At 42.1% G+C, this 19,751-nt stretch carries 12 protein-coding genes; 8 read left to right on the top strand and 4 right to left on the bottom strand.

The genetic code is table 11. The annotated features are described in order from the left end of the window. The first annotated feature begins 8 nt into the window (after window positions 1–8). Both BVU_RS09005 and BVU_RS09000 read left to right on the top strand, forming a co-directional pair. Window positions 9–1,811 carry a RagB/SusD family nutrient uptake outer membrane protein gene (locus tag BVU_RS09005; protein WP_011965319.1) on the top strand — a complete coding sequence of 601 codons (1,803 nt, stop codon included), beginning with the start codon at window positions 9–11 and terminating at the stop codon, window positions 1,809–1,811. A 4-nt stretch (window positions 1,812–1,815) separates the two neighbouring features. Further along, entirely contained in the window at window positions 1,816–3,249 is a 1,434-nt protein-coding gene (locus BVU_RS09000) for a sulfatase (protein ID WP_011965318.1), read from the top strand. A gap of 203 nt (window positions 3,250–3,452) precedes the next feature. Here the strand turns inward: BVU_RS09000 and BVU_RS08995 are convergent, their stop codons facing one another. Next, the gene (locus BVU_RS08995) at window positions 3,453–4,148 is read right to left on the bottom strand and encodes an SGNH/GDSL hydrolase family protein (protein WP_011965317.1); all 696 of its coding nucleotides are present in this window, start codon (window positions 4,146–4,148) and stop codon (window positions 3,453–3,455) included. Between the two features lie 212 nt (window positions 4,149–4,360). Here BVU_RS08995 and BVU_RS08990 point away from each other — a divergent pair, with 212 nt between their 5' ends. The 3 genes from BVU_RS08990 (at window position 4,361) to BVU_RS08980 (ending at window position 10,656) form a co-directional block, all read left to right on the top strand. Next, a complete protein-coding gene (locus BVU_RS08990; RefSeq protein ID WP_011965316.1) occupies window positions 4,361–6,145 on the top strand; it encodes a glycoside hydrolase family 28 protein in 1,785 nt (594 codons plus the stop codon). Between the two features lie 252 nt (window positions 6,146–6,397). Continuing rightward, on the top strand, window positions 6,398–9,310 hold the full coding sequence (locus BVU_RS08985) for an exo-beta-1,4-galactosidase (protein ID WP_011965315.1): 2,913 nt from the start codon (window positions 6,398–6,400) through the stop codon (window positions 9,308–9,310). Window positions 9,311–9,351: 41 nt separating this feature from the next. Beyond that, on the top strand, window positions 9,352–10,656 hold the full coding sequence (locus BVU_RS08980) for a rhamnogalacturonidase (protein WP_011965314.1): 1,305 nt from the start codon (window positions 9,352–9,354) through the stop codon (window positions 10,654–10,656). 151 nt (window positions 10,657–10,807) lie between these two features. Here BVU_RS08980 and BVU_RS08975 read toward each other — a convergent pair whose 3' ends face one another. From BVU_RS08975 to BVU_RS08965, 3 genes are all read right to left on the bottom strand, one after another. Next, the gene (locus BVU_RS08975; protein ID WP_005842844.1) at window positions 10,808–11,371 is read right to left on the bottom strand and encodes a DUF4858 domain-containing protein; all 564 of its coding nucleotides are present in this window, start codon (window positions 11,369–11,371) and stop codon (window positions 10,808–10,810) included. Between the two features lie 89 nt (window positions 11,372–11,460). Next, window positions 11,461–13,926 (bottom strand): bifunctional UDP-N-acetylmuramoyl-tripeptide:D-alanyl-D-alanine ligase/alanine racemase, encoded by a 2,466-nt coding sequence (locus tag BVU_RS08970; RefSeq protein ID WP_011965313.1) that lies wholly within the window; start codon window positions 13,924–13,926, stop codon window positions 11,461–11,463. Beyond that, window positions 13,902–14,888, bottom strand: a complete 987-nt coding sequence (locus tag BVU_RS08965) for a GSCFA domain-containing protein (protein WP_005842849.1) — start codon at window positions 14,886–14,888, stop codon at window positions 13,902–13,904. Before BVU_RS08965 ends, BVU_RS08970 begins: the two co-directional genes overlap by 25 nt. Before the next feature lie 56 nt (window positions 14,889–14,944). Here BVU_RS08965 and dxs point away from each other — a divergent pair, with 56 nt between their 5' ends. From dxs to BVU_RS08950, 3 genes are read left to right on the top strand one after another with little or no spacing between them, the layout of a single operon-like run. Beyond that, on the top strand, window positions 14,945–16,879 hold the full coding sequence (gene dxs / locus BVU_RS08960) for a 1-deoxy-D-xylulose-5-phosphate synthase (protein WP_005849246.1): 1,935 nt from the start codon (window positions 14,945–14,947) through the stop codon (window positions 16,877–16,879). A 12-nt stretch (window positions 16,880–16,891) separates the two neighbouring features. Further along, window positions 16,892–18,232 carry a Trk system potassium transporter TrkA gene (trkA, locus tag BVU_RS08955; RefSeq protein ID WP_005842854.1) on the top strand — a complete coding sequence of 447 codons (1,341 nt, stop codon included), beginning with the start codon at window positions 16,892–16,894 and terminating at the stop codon, window positions 18,230–18,232. Continuing rightward, complete coding sequence (locus BVU_RS08950) at window positions 18,232–19,686, top strand: TrkH family potassium uptake protein (RefSeq protein WP_005842856.1); 1,455 nt, start codon at window positions 18,232–18,234, stop codon at window positions 19,684–19,686. Before trkA ends, BVU_RS08950 begins: the two co-directional genes overlap by 1 nt. Window positions 19,687–19,751 lie beyond the last annotated feature (65 nt).

The following is a 19,751-nucleotide window of genomic DNA, read 5'->3' as shown; positions in this document are numbered from 1 at the left end:
CTGACATTATGAAAAAATATATAGTAGCAGCAGGACTCTTCCTGTTGATGAACTCTTGTTTAAATAATGATTTTATGGAGGTATATCCTAAAGATCAACAAACGGAATTAACCTCTTTCCGATCATATGAAAACTTCAAGACTTACTCTTGGGGACTGTATAACGTCTTTTTCGGCTATGCATATAAAACAGGACAAACTGATGAAATCTTTAAAGGAGATTATGAAGCTGACAATATGATCAAGCATGTCTCAGGCAATGAAAGCCAATGGGCGTATCAAAAAGCTAAGGTACCTGCATCCTCTGATTCATGGGATTATGAATACATCCGCCGGGTAAATTTAATGTTGGACAATATAGACCAATCATCCATGAATGATGCAGAAAAAGCACACTGGAGAAGTGTTGGATATTTTTTTCGCGCTTATAAATATTTTAAAATGTTGTCTCTATATGGAGACTTACCATGGGTAGAACATACCTTATCAGAAGACAGCGAGGAACTATATTTCCCTAGAGACCCACGGGATGTTGTGGCCCAAAATATTCTGAATAACTTGAAATACGCAGAAGAACATATCAAAGTAGACGGAGATGGCAATAATACAATCAATCGAGCTGTAGTACAATCATTAATCTCCCGTTTTTGTTTGTTTGAAGGGACATGGAGAAAATATCATGCCCTACCAAATGCCACAACCTATTTAGAAGAATGTACACGGGCTTCCAAGGAAGTCATGAATAAATATACTACCCTACACCCCAACTATGAAGAACTTTTCAACTCAGAGTCTTTAGCTGGCATCAATGGAATTATTCTATACAAAGAGTATGCTACCAGCCAGCTATGCCATGGACTCACACGTATGGTAAGAACCGGCGAGTCACAAATAGAAGCAACCAAAGATGCCGTGGACAGTTATTTGTGCAGTGACGGACATCCTATCAAAAACAGTACCACATACGGAGGTGACAAAGATGTGTATGCCCAGTTCCGCAACAGGGATTATCGTCTATATCACACAGTATGTCCTCCCTATATGGTAAGTCTAGCAAGTGCCTCTACTACTCAATGGAAGTTCACAGATAATCCCTCTGAACGCGAGTATATTGACTTGATGGCAACAATTTCTAAAGAAACTTATCACCGGTTGCCGACATCTAATTTCAAAGGTTTTATAACCAAAGGGCAACCCCATTTTAAAAATGTCAATTGGGGACAGGGATGGAATGCCAGCCAAATGGGTTTCTGGGTATGGAAATACTATAATACCCATACCGATGCCAGCACTGCCAATGGAGTTTGTACTACAGACGCTCCCCTATTCAGACTCGGCGAGATACTGTTGAATTATGCCGAAGCAATGTATGAACTAGGGCTATTCGATCAATCTATAGCAGATAAAACTATTAACAAACTGAGGAAACGTGCTCACGTGGCCGACATGGTCTTGACAGATATTACCACAGATTTTGATCCTGACAGAGATCAAGATGTAAATCCTTTACTATGGGAAATCCGCCGTGAACGCCGCGTTGAATTAATGGGTGAAGGAACTCGTCTGGACGATTTACGCCGATGGAAAAAAGGACATTATGTAAACAAACAACCTACTGGAGTCTATTTAAAAGATGCAAGTGAATTTAATGTAAAAGTTATGAATGGTCCATCCAACAATGAAGGATATGTATATTATTTCGAGAAACCCATAGGGTGGTTGGAACATTACTATCTAAATCCAATTCCTCTAAATCAATTGGCACTCAATCCTGCTCTCGAACAAAATCCTGGATGGGAAAACAATAAATAAAATTATGCAGTTAAAATACACTTTGTTTTCAAGCATTTCAATGCTTGCCTTCTCTTCTCTGTCTGTATTTTCACAGACAGAGAAAATGAACGTTCTATTCTTGATGGCAGACGATATGCGCCCTGAGTTAGGATGCTATGGGGTAAAAGAAGTAAAGACCCCCAATATTGACCGTTTTGCCGCCAGCGGGTTATTATTTCAGAACGCTTACTGCAATATCCCAGTAAGTGGAGCTTCACGCGCCAGCTTATTAACAGGAGTGTATCCACACTATCCAGATCGTTTTGTCAACTATTCCGCTTATGCCAGCAAAGATTGCCCGACCGCAATTCCGATATCAAGATGGTTTACATCACATGGCTATTACACAATCTCAAACGGCAAGGTTTTCCACCATCTTTCAGATCATGCTAATTCATGGAGTGAACCCCCTTACCGTAAACATCCCGACGGATATGATGTATATTGGGCAGAATACAATAAATGGGAATTATGGATGAATGAAGCCTCCGCACGAACTATCAATCCCAAAACAATGCGTGGACCTTTCTGTGAGTGGGCTGAAGTACCTGACACCGCTTATGATGACGGAAAACTGGCATTAAAAGCCATTGCAGACTTAAAACGTTTAAAAGAACAAGGAAAACCTTTCTTTATGGCATGTGGATTTTGGAAGCCACATTTACCTTTTAATGCCCCTAAAAAATATTGGGATTTATATGACCGAGAGAAAATTCCAGTTGCTAACAATCGTTTTCGTCCTAAAGATCTACCGAATGAGGTTAAAAACTCTACAGAAATCTACGCTTACGCACGTACCACCACAGCAGATGATATTTCTTTTCAGAAAGAAGCCAAACATGGATATTATGCTTGTCTGAGTTATGTTGATGCGCAAATAGGGAAAGTACTGGACGCTCTGGATGAGTTAGGTTTAGCAAATAATACCATCGTTGTATTACTGGGAGACCATGGCTGGCATCTAGGGGAACATAACTTTCTCGGTAAGCATAATTTAATGGATCGTTCTACTCACGTTCCTTTAATTGTACGTGTTCCCGGATTGAAAAAAGGAAAGACTAAGTCCATGGTAGAATTCGTAGATTTATATCCGACACTATGTGAACTTTGTCATTTGCCCATACCAAAGAATCAATTAGATGGCACTAGTTTTGTTCCTATTTTAACAAATTTAAAAGCAAAAATAAAAGACCAAGTATATATCCAATGGGAAGGAGGGGACAATACTGTTAGCAATAGATACAACTATGCGGAATGGAAACAAAAAGAAAAGATTCATTCTCGAATGTTGTTTGACCATCACATAGATCCAGAAGAAAATAAGAACAGGGTCAACGAACGAAAGTATAGAAGCGAAATTAATAAGCTCTCTTCATTTTTAAAGGCTAAAAAAGAAACTTTAATGAAATCACAATGAAAAAACTTTCCGGTTTACCTGCTCTAACCATCGAGATCGGATTATAACTGAAAGCCATTTGACGATTGTTTTTTGTAAAATAAGAAGTGATAGGCATATTTTAGTGAGAGAATATACTTCAACCAGTATATCTTTCACTAAAATATCATCGGAAACTGTTTATCATTATTCCTCTAAAATAATCACCACATAAACCGTCATACTCAATTCTGCCGGGAATTCATATACGCCTTCACCTGTTCACTAATCTGTTTCATCCCTTTCACCGAAGGATGGCCGCTCATCTTATCAAGCTCTTTCAATTCGATGCAATCGATCTGATAATGTTTGCAAATTGTTCTGACTGATTCAGTTATCTCGTTTCCCAAACCATCATTCAACAAAAAATAAATCTCCACATTAGGATAGTAATCAATCATTGTATCCAGCATATAAGCCATGGCAGGGCGGAAAGAATACAAATCTTTTTTAGACCAATCCGCATACTTATACTCTCCTAAAGGAGATTTTGCCCAATAATCATTAGTCGCGCCAAAAATAAAAATAATATCAGGACAGCCCAATGCCTTCATCCGGGTGATGAAAGAACGGTCGCTATAATCCTCCGAACGGTAACCGGTATGGCAAATAGTAGCACCGGAAAACGAATTATTCACACAAAGACGGTAGTTGTTCTCCTTAATAAACTGATGCCACCAGGTATTACGTACAGAAACCATATCTGTCTTCCGTCCTTTAGGAGGCGTCTTCAGATACCATACAAAATTAGTATCGGGCTGAACATAGCCTTCGAAAGTGGAATAAGAATCCCCCAGAATAGAAACGGATTTCAAACCTTGAGCAATGCCCAGATGACAGAACAACGTGCAAAACAGCAGAGTTATAATATACTTTTTCATAGGTATTTGATTATTTCGCCTTCAAATATACAACATATTTTGGTTTGACTCCTATAAAAACAACCTTTTTCTTCCCTTTACAGACAAACAAGAAGACATCGAACCGCTTTATAAAAATAAGAACAAATCCAATGGTTACAAATTCGATCTATAAACGTCATTACCTATAAGAGCCGCAAAATGAAGGCCATTTAACTTTTAAAAGACTAAGTATGACAAGAAACGCTTTTTGGGGACTGTGTATCGGGATATGTATGGCAAGCACACAAAGTGTCGCTCAAAAGATAGAAAATACAAATATCCAAACTGATAATCAAAAAAACTATACCCCATCCCATATCAATGAAATTACCAATGGGGAATCTTTATATACTGTCCGAAGCGACACAAGTCTTCATAACATCAGAACAATACAAGCAAACTCGAATCCGGAAGTATTGGATAAACTGACAGCAGAACTGAAACCGGCTATCCCCTATTTAAATGAAGTCGGTGCACAAGCCATGCCCCGGAATATCGTTCCGATCAAGAATCCCTATTTCAATATGCCTCAGCTGAAGCGTCCCGTTTTCCCTGATTTCATCGTCAATATGAAAGACAAAGGAATGACAGAAGATGCCCCTATTACAGATTTAGTGAACCGGACGATTGCCGAAGTCAGCAAACAAGGAGGAGGAACAGTCGTCATTCCTGAGGGAAAATGGAAATCGGCCCGTATTGTACTGAAAAGTAATGTCAATCTGCATTTAGCCAAAGGAGCCGAACTAGAGTTTTCCGGTTGCGCGGAAGATTATCTGCCGGCGGTTTTCACACGCCATGAAGGGGTAGAAATAATGGGGCCGGCCGCCTTTATTTACGCCAATGGGGAAAACAACATCGCCATTACGGGAGAAGGAACCATCTACGGACCACCTATGGATGCTGAAATCAGAAAACGTCCTAACGGTGCTTCAGTGGTAGAAAAAGATGTTCCGTGGGACATGCCTATAGAACAACGTATCTATGACGGTATGGAAGGCAGGACTTTCTATCGTCCTAAAACAATCTCTCCCATCAACTGTACCAATGTATTAATAGAAGGGATCACGATGGAACGAAGTACCTTGTGGAATGTGGTACCCATTTATTGCGAGAATGTAATTATAAGAGGCATTACCGTCAACTCCACCAAGGTGCCCAGCGGAGACGGCATTGACATAGAATCCTGTAAAAATGTACTGATTGAATACTGCACGCTGAACTGTGGTGATGATTGCTTTACCCTGAAAGCCGGTAGAGCAGAAGACGGATTACGTGTAGGCAAACCTACAGAAAATGTAGTTATCCGCTACTCGCTGGCCCAGCATGGACATGGCGGGATAACTTGTGGTAGTGAAACAGCCGGAGTGATCAAGAATCTGTATGTACACGATTGTGTATTCGACGGAACCCGTACCGGCATCCGTTTCAAGACACGACGCAACCGTGGAGGAGGCAGTGACAACACGTACTATGAGAGACTGCGCATGATCAATGTAGGAAAAGCCTTTACCTGGGATTTGTTGGGCAGTGCTTATTATATGGGCGAACTGGCCGCACGCTATCCGGCAAGAAAAGTAAACCGGCTGACGCCTGATGTAAAGAATATCCTGATCAAAGATTTCATTGTAGAATCAGCCGACCAGTTCTTTACCGCCAATGGTATTCCCGAAATACCTTTCAACCAGGTAGTGGTGGAAAATGGAGAGATCAAATGCAGGAAATTAATCGGTGCCCTGAATGATGCCGCCGGATTTACGATGCGGAAGCTGACGATAGAATCGCAGCACAATGACATTCACATATTGGATGGAAAAGACATCCTGTTCGAGGATATACATTTCAAACTCCCCGCCGGAGAGATCATGGTGAATGTGGAAGGGGAAAGATCCGGAAACATTGTTTTCAAGAACATCAATGCCAATCAGGAAAAGGTTGAGTATAAAAAGGAATCTCCCATGAGGATAGAAATAAAGTAACTAAATATCGGTCTGATTTGGAACGCAAATGACGCAAATGACACAAATTTAACCTTTCGGTAGGTTTTGCCTCTATGTAGTGAGGGGGCTTTATTTGTGTCATTCGCGTCATTTGCGTTCCAATCTTTCTCCTAAATAATCACACTTATCACACCCACTTCCGCAACTATAATCCCCTAGAATTGTATCATTTTTCATCATAATGTATGATTTTCCATTGTAAGGCGGGTTATCCCGCCTTATTTTTGTATCATGAAAACAGTATTCAATGGTATTATGAAAAACAAATGGACCAAACTGGCGGCTTTAGCAATAGCTGCCCTGTGGAGTGGACCAACCGTGCAGGCACAAGCTCCGCACCCCGAACGTATCTATTTATCGGGAACCGGTATTGACAACACCAAGACTTGGGAGTTCTTTTGTTCGGGAGGACAAAACAGTGGGAAATGGAAAAAGATCGAAGTACCCTGCAACTGGGAACTGCAAGGATTCGGAGAATATACTTACGGTCGTTGGTACACCATAAAAGGTGAAAGGCCAAGCGACGAAACGGGTATTTACCGATATAAATTTGAATCTCCGGCAACAACTCCCGGTGAGCGGATAAAAATATTCTTTGACGGAGTAATGACCGACACGGAAGTTTTCATCAATGGAAAACCCGCAGGCGAAATGCACCAGGGAGGATTCTACCGCTTCAGTTATGATATCACCGATTTATTGAAGCCCGGCAAAAAGAACCTGCTTGAAGTAAAGATAGCCAAAGAATCAGCCAACAAATCCATCAATGCAGCCGAACGTAAAGCCGACTGGTGGCTGTATGGTGGTATTTACAGACCCGTATGGCTGGAAGTTGTCCCGGCAGTCCACATGCGACATTTTGTTCTGAACGCCGATCAGCATGGAAAATTGCAAGCGGCAATAGAAATGGAAGGGGATGCCAAAGGATATGAATTGTCTGTTTCCGTCCGTTCATTAAAGGATGGAAAAGAAATGTACACTCAAGGACACAAACCTACCGTTTCTCATCAGATTAAGGATTCGAACAAGGAACAGTTGATGGAAGGAAACTGGATGAATATCCAACCTTGGTCTACAGAGGACCCCAATCTGTACGTAGCCAGACTGGAACTGAAAGACCCCGAAGGGAAAACGGTGCAAAGCCGTGAAACGCGGATAGGTTTCCGCACCATTGAATTCTTTCCACAAGACGGAGTTTATCTGAATGGAACCAAACTAGTGGTGAAAGGTGTCAACCGCCATTCTTTTTCCGTAGATGGAGGTCGTGCTACCAGTGCGGCTATGAGCCGTCAGGATGCCTTGCTGGTAAAAGAGATGAATATGAATGCGGTCCGTTCACATTATCCGCCTGATGAACATTTCCTGGATATGTGTGATTCATTAGGAATTGTCTATATGGACGAACTGGCAGGATGGCAAAACGGATACGATTCAAAAGTAGGTCCTAAATTAGTCAAAGAAATGATAGAACGCGATGTGAATCATCCTTCCATCATTATTTGGAGTAATGGCAACGAAGGAGGATGGAATTATAATCTGGATCCTTTATTCGCCAAATACGATAAATTACAGAAACGCCACATGGTACACCCTTGGGCCGATTTCAATGATCTGGACACCCACCATTATCCCACTTATCTGACCGGAGTGGCACGTTTTACCAACGGCTATAAAGTATTTATGCCTACCGAATTCATGCATGCCATGTACGATCAGGGAGGCGGTGCCGGACTACGTGACTTTTGGGATCGTTGGTGCACGAACCCCATGTTTGCCGGAGGCTTTATCTGGGTATTCTGTGACGAAGCCCCCAAACGTTCTGATAAAGGAGGCATATTGGATTCTGATAAATCCAATGCTCCTGACGGGGTAGTTGGTCCGCGTAGAGAAAAAGAAGGAAGTTACTATGCTATCCGCGCACAATGGTCGCCCATCCAGTTAAAACCCCTGCTGATTACCGACCACTTTGACGGCAGTTTCCTGGTTACTAATGAATATACGTATACTAACCTGGACAAATGTCGCATGACTTACAAAATACGTACTTGCGAAACACCTTTGAAAAATGCCATGGAAAGCGGTAAAGTTATCGCAGAAGGCCATGTACAACTGCCAGCCATCGCACCAGGTGAAACCGGAAAAGCCCGCTTCACTCTTCCTGCTTCTTTCCGGGAAGGTGATGTACTGGAGTTAGAGGCATTTGACAAAGAGGGGAAAAGTATCTGTAACTGGACTTATCCTATCCGACTGGCAAAACAATACTTTGATCATAAAATGGCGCAGACTCCGATGACCCCGGAAGCGGTACAACCGGCCACCGCCACTCAAACCGCTACCTCCATCGAACTGAAAAGCGACCGTGTAACCGTCACTTTTGATCCGGCTACCGGCATGATCAGCCGTATCACATCAGGAGGAACAGAAGTTCCATTCAAAGACGGTCCTGTGGCAGTGGGCATGAAAATGCGCTACGAGCCAACATTGAGTTATGTCCGCAACAGCAACGAGGGAGCTGTTTACAGTGCCAAGTACAAAGGTGCCGCCGACTCCATCGTATGGCGTCTTACAGACAAAGGATTACTCTATATGGATGCCATTCTGCTGAACCGAGCTTCCGGCGGAGGTGGATTCGATGATGCTTTCATGGACTCCAAAGTATTCAATCTCGGTCTGACTTTCTCTTATCCTGAAAAGAATTGCTCCGGCATGAAATGGATGGGCCGCGGCCCGTACCGTGTCTGGAAAAACCGGATTCCGGGAACGAACTATGGAGTATGGCACAAAGAGTACAACAATACCATCACCGGAGAAAGTTTTGAAAATCTGGTTTATCCGGAATTCAAAGGATATCATGCCAATATGTATTGGGCCACTTTGGAAAGTGACACGACACCGTTCACCGTTTATTCCCGGAATGACGGTATCTTCTTCCATGTGTTCACTCCCGAAGAACCGAAAGGACGCGTAAAAGACACCATGCCCAAATTCCCCGAAGGGGATATATCCTTCCTGCTGGACATCCCGGCTATTTGCTCCTTTAAACCCATCGAGCAACAAGGACCGAACAGCCAGCCGGGTAATATCCGTATCAAATCGGGGGATGAAGGGTTACATCTGAATTTGATGTTTGATTTCCGACAATAAACAAGTGAATAGTAGTTAGTGATTAATTTAATAGCAGAATCATGAAATTAATAACTTTTGTATGTGCCGCCTTTCTATGCCTTCCGTCTTTGGCACAAGAAAAATTTCCGGACGGCACGCCTGTATCCGATTGGTTTAAGGACAGTAAGATAGTAGATATAAACACATTAGGCAAGAAATACATTCTGACAGATTACGGTGTCATCAATGACAGCACCCTGTTACAAACAGAGAAAATCCAATCTGCCATTGATGCTGCCGCACAAAATGGCGGCGGAGTTATCGTCATTCCCAAAGGAACCTATTTAAGCGGAGCGCTGTTCTTCAAACCCAAAACACACCTGCATCTGGAGGAAGGAGCTGTGTTGAAGGGAAGTGATGATATCAGCAACTTCCCCATCATAGATACCCGCATGGAAGGGCAAAGCTTGAAATATTTCGCGGCGTTGGTCAATGCCGACAAAGTGGACGGTTTTACGTTATCCGGAAAAGGCACGATTGATGGCAACGGATTAAGATACTGGAAATCATTCTGGCTTCGTCGAAAAGTCAATCCCCAATGTACCAATATGGATGAATTACGCCCTCGGCTGGTTCATATCTCCCATAGCAATAACGTCCAACTCTCAGGAGTACGCCTCATCAACTCTCCCTTTTGGACTACCCATCTTTATAAATGTAATCACATAAAATTACTGAACCTCTATATTTTCTCACCGGAGAAACCGGTAAAGGCTCCAAGTACGGATGCCATTGATATTGATGTATGCAGCAATGTACTGGTGAAGAACTGCTATATGTCTGTCAATGATGACGCCATAGCCTTAAAAGGCGGCAAAGGTCCCTGGGCAGACCAAGACCCGAACAATGGAGGTAACTTCAACATCATCATCGAAGATTGTACCTACGGCTTCTGCCACGGCGCCCTCACTTGTGGAAGCGAATCCATCCACAATCGCAATATTATCTTGCGACGCATTCACATCACCAATGCCAATCGTTTGTTATGGTTAAAGATGCGGCCGGACACCCCCCAACAATATGAATATATTCTGGTGGAAGATATCACCGGAGATGCAGATCATTTTCTGTATATCAAGCCTTGGACACAATTCTTCGACCTGAAAGATAGAAAAGACATTCCCGTTTCTTACTCAAACCATGTGACAATGAGAAACATTGATTTTAAATGCGATAATTTCTTCAGCGTAGAAAAGTCTGATCAATATCAACTTACTAACTTTACATTCGAAAACCTGAACATTAAAGCTAAAAACGGGGAATGCGACAAAGAAATGATTGACAATTTCATTTGGAAAAAGGTAAGTATAAATAATATAAAATAAGATCAGCAGTTGAATAAATCAAATTCAACAATATCTAATCACGAGCCACGGCTGGCACTATCCAAACGTGGCTCCTGTTTTTTCAACATGAAATTCACAAGATCCCGGTGTATTCCACATATATCCGGCATTCGTTTCTTTACTTAATAGTTCAATAACTCTTCCAGGCATCAGCCTCTTTGGCATTACGGGCTTTTGCACGCATTTTCTTACTGAAAATGATTCCCAGCAGCTTATCGGCATCAAACGTAGCACTGATACCCGCCCCCACCATCAAAGCGCTAGGAGTAAATTTGCCTGCCGGCGCAGGTTCCAAACGAGGATCATAGCCTGCCAACAACTCTTTGTTGATAGGAATCTCTACATAAATTTGTTCCTCTTCCGGAGTTTCAAACGGTCCGTACGGCAATAACCTGATATACCCTCTACCATCTATTGTATCCATTTGAGAGATATAATAACGAGGAAGTTCCGTTTCAAACTTCATGTTTTTTTTAGGGAAGGGAGTTGATTTCATTTTCCACTTTTCGGGATTGAACAATCTGTCAATCTCTTTCTGTGTTTCATCATCTATCACAATTTCTACTTGACCGCTCAATAGTTGCTGCAAACGCAAAGAGTCCTGTTTGGTCAACTGCTTGGTCTCATTCGTTCTCTGGGCAAATGACAACACCGAGAAACAAAGACATAACAAAAGGAAGAATATACGTTTCATAGCTATCTATTTTTAGTAACTTCCTAAAGATACGCAAAAGTAACGTATGTTCATCCTTTTCAAGTCTTTTTCTTTCGTTCTTTTTTTCGTTAATTCTGGTAATAAACTCGTTTTACCCTATTAGACACACTGGTCAAGATCTCGTATGGAATAGTTTCCAGAATCTCTGACAGGACAGTGACCGGTAAATCATCTCCGAAAATGATAGTTTTATCCCCTTCCTTACAATCAATATCCGTCACATCAATCATGCATACATCCATACAGATATTACCCACGTATGGCGCTTTCTGCCCATTCACCAAACAGTAGGCATGTCCATTTCCCAAACGTCGGTTCAGCCCGTCGGCATAGCCGATAGGAATAGCGGCAATGCGGGAATCCCTTTCCAAATGTCCTTTACGACTATACCCCACTGTTTCCTCCTTAGGAACCTCATGAATCTGAAGAATAGTGGTTTTTAATGTACTTACATTATGGATGATCTGATTGGTAAACGGATCAATTCCATAAAGACCGATTCCCAAACGCACCATATCGAACTGAGCACCCGGATAACGTTCTATCCCGGCTGTATTACAGATATGACGCAATATCTTATGCTGAAAAGCCTCCTGCAAACATTCAGAAGCAGCTTCAAACATTTCTATCTGTCTGCGCGTAAACGAATCAAACTGAGCCCCGTCACTGCCTACCAAATGGGAGAATACAGAACGTGGAATAACAGCTGTCTGTTTCTTCAGACGGTCTATCAGTTCCGGAATCTCTTCGGGTGCAAAACCCAAACGGTGCATTCCCGTATCCAATTTAATATGAATGGGGAAATTCGTTACCCCTTCTTTTTCGGCAGCTTTAATCAGTTCATTCAATAAATGGAAACTGTAAACCTCGGGTTCCAATTTATAATCAAACATGGTCTTGAATGCTGTCAACTCAGGATTCATAATCATAATGGAACAGGTAATTCCCGCTTTCCTCAGATCCGAACCTTCATCAGCCACAGCTACTGCCAAGTAATCCACACGATGATCTTGCAGTGTCTTAGCTATCTCGTATGAACCGGCACCGTATGCAGAAGCCTTCACCATACATACCATTTTTGTTTCCGGTTTCAGTTTGCTGCGATAATAATTCAAGTTATCAACCAAAGCATTCAAATTGATCTCCAAAATGGTTTCATGCACTTTCAGTTCCAAACGATCTGAAATCCGGTCAAAATGAAAAGCCCGCGAACCTTTTACCAAAATCACCTCATTACGCAGCCCAGCCAGCAAATCCGACTCCAACAGTTCTTCTGTAGTACGGAAAAAATACTTTTCTATCTCAAAACGGGCAGCAGCAGTCCGAATTTCCTCTCCTACCCCGATAATCTTCTCTACTCCCCGGCTATGTACCAATTCGGCTACCTGACGATAAAGCAGTTTGCCGCTCTGGCCTGTTTCAAGCATATCCGAGAGGATAAGTGTCCGTTTTTTTCCTTTATCATCAGAACGACGCGACATAAAGTCAAGAGCAATATCCAAAGAAGCCAAATCCGAATTATAACTATCATTGATCAACACACAGCCATTCTTGCCCTCTTTTACCTCCAGACGCATAGCAATCTGTTCCAAACGCGCCATGCGCTCGGTTATTTGTTCAGGGGAAACCATCATATACAAAGCCACAGCCAGACAATGCAGCGAATTCTCAATAGAAGCGTCATCTATAAAAGGAATACTAAATTCATTCGGCATCCCCAGATAACGGTATTTAATAGTGGTAGCATGTGCCCCTTTTTGAATGGACTCAATAAACAACGGACGTTCATTGTCCTTTTTCGACCAAGCAATCTCACGCGAGGTAAAAAGAGATTTTGCCACACACGAACTGATCAGTTCGTTATCGCCATCATAAATGATGACGTCACAGTCTTTGAACAAAGTAAGCTTCTCCATACATTTATCCTGTAAAGAGAAAAAGTTCTCTTGGTGCGCACCACCAATATTAGTCAAAATCCCCACAGTAGGTTTAATGATAGTCTGCAACGCCTCCATTTCCCCCATTTCGGAAATACCCGCTTCAAAAATAGCCAACTCAGTGCGTTCATTCATCAACCATACCGAAAGTGGCACACCTATCTGTGAATTATAGCTACGTGGCGAACGGGTTACCACACGGTCCGGGCTCAGCAATTGATACAACCATTCCTTCACAATGGTTTTTCCATTGCTGCCTGTAATTCCTATAACCGGAATCTGAAACTGCTCCCGATGCTTTTCCGCCAATTTCTGTAATCCTTTCAGAGGATTGGCCAACTGCAGGAAATTCGCATCTTGAAAAGATTTCATATCGGCCGGCAATTCGCCCACTACAAAATTACGGACTCCACGTTCATACAATTCCGGAAGATATTTATGCCCGTCATTCCGTTTGGTTTTTAAAGCAAAAAATAATGTTTCTTCCGGAAAGCACAATGAACGGCTATCAGTTAAAATCCAATCAATCTGTGCACTACGGTCCCCAAACCGCTTTGCTCCCAGAACTTTTTCTATATTTTCAATCGAGCTTGACATTGTTCTAATTCTTTTTGAAGGTCAAAATACGGGAACTTTTCTTTAAGTCGCTCTATCTTTAACACTATTTGAGTTAAAAATTTGCGATATGTTTCAGATTGGGCATTAAACGGTTTGTGAGCTAAAGCCTTCCGGATATCCTCCCACTCTTTCATTATTCTATCCGTTTCTTTACTAAAATAACATTCTGTAAAACATTCCCATAAATAAGATACAGCAACAGGAGAAGGATGCAACATGTCATCTGCATAAAAACGATAATCACGAAGTTCATCCATCATGATTTCATAAGAAGGGAAATAGTAACAATCAGACCAGCGGCGGCATAATTCATCCACCGCAAGAAGCAAAGTGGACTTACTTATCTGATTACCATGCATACCATCTTTGCTATGCCGTATGGGGCTGACAGTGAAAAGTATCTTCAAGAACGGATTTACTTTTCTCAATTCCACCAACACACATTCCCATTCAGTGACAATTTCCTCTACCGTAAGAAGTTGTCGGGTAAAAAGGCTGTCGGGCTGTTTGTGGCAATTTCCTACCACCATGGTCCTTTCCTTCAGCCAATAAGCAAATGCAGTCCCCCAAGTAATAACCAGCCAATCAAGCTGAGGAAGTCCGGCTGAAGCCTGTTCCAGCCGCGTATTTATAGAAGACAAACAAGATGCTGCCGTAGAGGCTGAAAAAACGCTATGATGCATCCAACTGTGCCAACAGCCTCCGGCATAGAACAAATCCTCTTCCGTATATGTTTGATGGGATAGAATTTGCCAAAGAGCTTCCACTATGGATAAAGGATTATAGAGGATTCCAAAAGGATTTACATCACAACGGAACTTATTTGCCAACAACAAATTTCCGATGTTTTCTGCAAAACAAGAACCAAATAGCATGATTCGGTCCGAATGCCGGATTTCTGTTTCCCTTTTAGGTAATTCTACTTGCGTTCTGAAATTCATACGATAAGGAAAGCTTTTAAAATTTAAGGGCAAATGTAATCATAATACACATATTTATGCTATTTTTGCACGATATTTATCATATCATAGGAATGGAACAGGATAATTTATATAACTTACTGCAAAGCATAGATACTCCGGATGATTTGCGCCATTTAAGCGCAGACAAACTGCCCGAAGTGTGTAAAGAGCTAAGGCAAAAGATTATAGATGAGCTCTCATGTAATCCGGGGCATTTCGGTTCCAGTTTGGGCGTAATAGAACTGACCGTCGCCTTACATTATGTATTCAACACACCCTATGACCGCATTGTATGGGATGTAGGGCATCAAGCTTACGGGCATAAAATTTTAACCGGACGCCGGGATGCGTTCTGTACCAACCGTAAACTGAATGGCATACGTCCTTTTCCTTCTCCATCCGAAAGTGAATATGACACATTTACTTGCGGGCATGCGTCAAATTCTATTTCCGCAGCTTTAGGTATGGCTGTAGCAGCCAAAAAGCACGGAGAGAATAACCGGCATGTCGTTGCTGTAATTGGTGACGGTTCCATGAGTGGAGGGCTGGCTTTCGAAGGGCTGAACAATGCCTCAGCAACTCCTAATAACCTTCTGATTATCCTGAATGACAACAACATGGCTATAGACCGTAGTGTAGGAGGCATGAAACAATATCTGTTGAACCTGCAAATGTCTGAAGGATACAACCGGATACGCTATAAAATATCACAAATGTTCCATCGATGGGGTATCCTGAACGAAGAACGCCGGAAAAGCCTGATACGATTTAACAACAGCCTGAAATCCATGCTGGTACAACAGCAAAACGTATTTGAAGGCATGAATATCCGTTATTTCGGACCTATTGATGGACACGATGTCAACAATTTGGCACGTGTATTAAAAGAGATTAAAGATATGCAAGGACCTAAACTGCTCCATATACATACCACCAAAGGAAAAGGTTTCGGTCCGGCAGAAAAAGCTGCCACCATCTGGCATGCTCCGGGCATATTCGACAAGGAAACCGGAGAGCGTATCGTTGTCGATACCAAAGGAATGCCCCCTTTGTTTCAGGATGTTTTTGGAAATACCCTATTGGAACTGGCCCAAACAAATGATAAAATCGTAGGAGTCACTCCCGCAATGCCCTCAGGGTGCTCTATGAACATATTAATGAAAGCCATGCCCGAAAGAGGTTTTGATGTGGGAATTGCCGAAGGACATGCCGTTACCTTTTCAGGAGGAATGGCAAAAGATGGTCTATTGCCTTTCTGCAATATCTATTCGTCTTTCATGCAACGTGCCTATGACAATGTGATTCACGATATAGCGATACAAAAACTCAATGTAGTATTGTGCCTGGACCGCGCTGGATTGGTAGGAGAAGACGGTCCTACTCATCACGGAGCATTCGATCTGGCTTATATGAGACCGATACCCAATCTCATTGTGGCCTCCCCTTACAACGAACATGAACTGCGTTGTTTGATGTATACCGCCCAGTTACCTGACAAAGGTCCTTTTGTCATCCGTTATCCACGTGGAAGAGGTTCATTGGTAGACTGGAAATGTCCAATGCAAGAGATTGAGATAGGAAAAGGAAGAAAATTGAAAGAAGGAAAAGACATAGCGGTCATTACGCTGGGGCCCATTGGCGTTCAAGCAGAAAAGGCTATCACACATGCCGAACAGGAAACAGGAAAAAGCATTGCTCACTATGATTTGCGTTTCTTAAAGCCGTTAGATGAAAGTATGTTACACGAAATAGGCAAGAGATTCAAGCAAGTGGTCACTGTTGAAGACGGTGTGCTAAAAGGTGGAATGGGCAGTGCCATACTGGAATTTATGGCAGACAATGAGTATAATCCGCAAATAAAACGTATCGGACTACCGGATCAATTTGTCCAGCATGGTTCAGTAAAAGAACTATATCATATTTGCGGCATGGACGAAGAAGGTATTTACAAAGTTTTGATATCATTCTAAGAGAGACGAACAATGAAAATCATTATTGCAGGAGCAGGAGCAGTAGGCACCCATCTGGCGAAATTATTATCGGATGAAAAGCAAGACATCATTTTGATGGATGAAAACGAAGAAAAGTTGAGCAAACTTGATTCCAACTTCGATTTAATGACTGTCAATGCATCCCCCACCTCCATTTCCGGCCTTAAGAATGCAGGAGTGGCAGGCGCGGATTTATTTATCGGGGTCATGCCGGAAGAAAGCCGCAATATGACGGCCTGTATGTTGGCTACCAATATGGGGGCAAAAAAGACTGTAGCCCGGATTGACAATTACGAATATTTACTTCCTAAACATAAAGAATTCTTTTCCCAACTAGGAGTACACTCACTGATTTATCCGGAAATGCTGGCCGCCAAAGATATAGTAGATGCCATCAAAATGAGCTGGATACGCCAATGGTGGGAATTTTGCGGTGGTGCATTGGTCCTGATAGGTACCAAAATGCGCGAAACGGCAGAAATTCTGAACGTTCCCCTTCATGAACTGGGAGGACGTAATATTCCATTCCACATTGTAGCTATCAAACGGGGAAATGAAACAATCATCCCCCGGGGAGATGATGTTATCAAACTGCATGATATTGTTTATTTCACAACAACAAAGAAATACATTCCCTATATCCGCAAGATTACAGGAAAAGAAAATTATCCCGATGTACGCAATGTGATGATTATGGGCGGCAGCCGCATAGCTGTTCGCACCACACAATATGTACCGGATTACATGCAGGTCAAGATTATTGAAAATGACATCAACAGATGTAACCGGCTGACCGAAGTGGTAGATGACAAAGTAATGATTATCAACGGAGATGGACGGGATATGGATCTGCTCATGGAAGAAGGGTTAAAAAACACGGAAGCATTTGTCGCTCTGACGGACAATTCTGAAACAAACATTCTGGCTTGTCTTGCCGCCAAACGTATGGGAGTAACCAAAACTGTGGCAGAAGTAGAAAATATCGATTATATCAGCATGGCAGAAAGCCTGGATATCGGTACGGTTATCAATAAAAAAATGATTGCCGCCAGCCATATCTATCAAATGATGCTGGATGCAGATGTTTCCAACGTAAAATGTCTGACTTTTGCCAATGCTGATGTAGCCGAATTTACGGTTAAAAACGGTTCACGTATAACCAAATGCGCTGTCAAAGATGCCGGCCTTCCCAAAGGTGCCACCATTGGCGGACTGATTCGCAACGGTGAAGGGATACTGGTGACAGGTAATACCGTCATCCAACCTAACGACCATGTCGTAGTATTCTGTCTAGGTATGATGATTAAGAAAATAGAAAAATTCTTCAATTGATGATAAATGCAAAAATGATAGCCCGGATTATGGGGGCGTTATTCTTCATCGAAGCGGGGTTTCTTATTCTATGCTCGTTTCTCGCTGTCTATTATAATGAATCAGATATTTCAGCTTTCCTATATTCTGCCGCAATAACAGCCGGAGCAGGTAGCATAGCCGCTTTAGCAGGGAAAAATGCAGAAAAGAGAATCAGCCGCCGCGATGGATACGTTATTGTAACCCTTGCCTGGGTGTTTTTTTCTTTATTCGGTATGCTTCCATTCTATCTAAGCGGATATATTCCCACTATAACGGATGCTTTTTTTGAAACCATGTCAGGATTCACCACCACCGGAGCAAGTATTTTGGACAATATAGAGTCATTGCCACACGGGCTTTTGTTCTGGCGAAGTATGACACAATGGATCGGAGGATTAGGAATTGTCTTTTTTACTATTGCCGTATTACCGATTTTCGGAGTAGGCAGTGTACAATTATTTGCAGCGGAAGCCACCGGTCCCACCCATGATAAAGTACATCCGCGTATTGGAGTTACGGCCAAATGGATTTGGACTATCTATTTGGGGCTGACCATTACAGAGATTATTCTGCTGGTTGCTGGAGGCATGAACTTTTTCGACAGTGTATGTCATTCTCTGACTACTACCGCCACAGGAGGATATTCAACCAAACAAAATAGCATTGCCGCCTTCAACTCTCCTTACATAGAATATATAATTACGCTATTCATGTTTTTGGCAGGTATCAATTTCACCTTACTATATCTACTGTTCTTAAAAGGAAATTTCAAACGCTTATTCCAAAATACAGAACTCCACTGGTATTTGGGAACTGTGGGATTTTTTACCCTTTTCACTACCGTCACTCTTATTTTCACCAGTCCGTTCAGTATTGAAGAATCTTTCCGTAAAGCCATATTTCAGGTTGTTTCCTTACAAACCACTACCGGATTCATTTCTGCAGATTATATGACCTGGGTACCTGTACTTTGGACATTAATGTGCATCATCATGCTGTTTGGAGCTTGTGCCGGATCCACCACAGGAGGAATAAAATGTATACGCATAGCCATTATGAGCCGTGTTTCTAAAAATGAATTCAAACATATCATTCATCCCAATGCTATACTTCCTGTACGTATCAATCGCCAAGTTATTTCATCAACAACCAAGTCAGCAGTACTTGCATTCATTTTTCTATATATGGCTATTATTTTTATTGGATGGCTGGTTCTTATGCTGTTTGGAGTAGGGTTTGAAGAAGCTTATAGCGTAGTCATTTCCAGTTTGGGCAATGTAGGACCAGGTATTGGAAAATGCGGCCCTTCCTATTCATGGAACGGGTTGCCGGATGCAGCAAAATGGATAAGTGCAATATTGATGCTGATAGGGCGTTTGGAATTATTTACCGTACTTCTGCTCTTCATGCCGAGTTTTTGGAAAAAGCATTGACATTTACGTCCTATAACCATTTTTATACATAAATAATTCAAAAAATCTCAATGAAGCTTCAAATA

Source organism: Phocaeicola vulgatus ATCC 8482 (assembly GCF_000012825.1).
In the GTDB taxonomy this organism is placed as follows: domain Bacteria; phylum Bacteroidota; class Bacteroidia; order Bacteroidales; family Bacteroidaceae; genus Phocaeicola; species Phocaeicola vulgatus.
The sequence above is the reverse complement of the archived record's forward strand: the minus strand, read 5'-3'. Positions and strand labels throughout refer to the sequence as shown.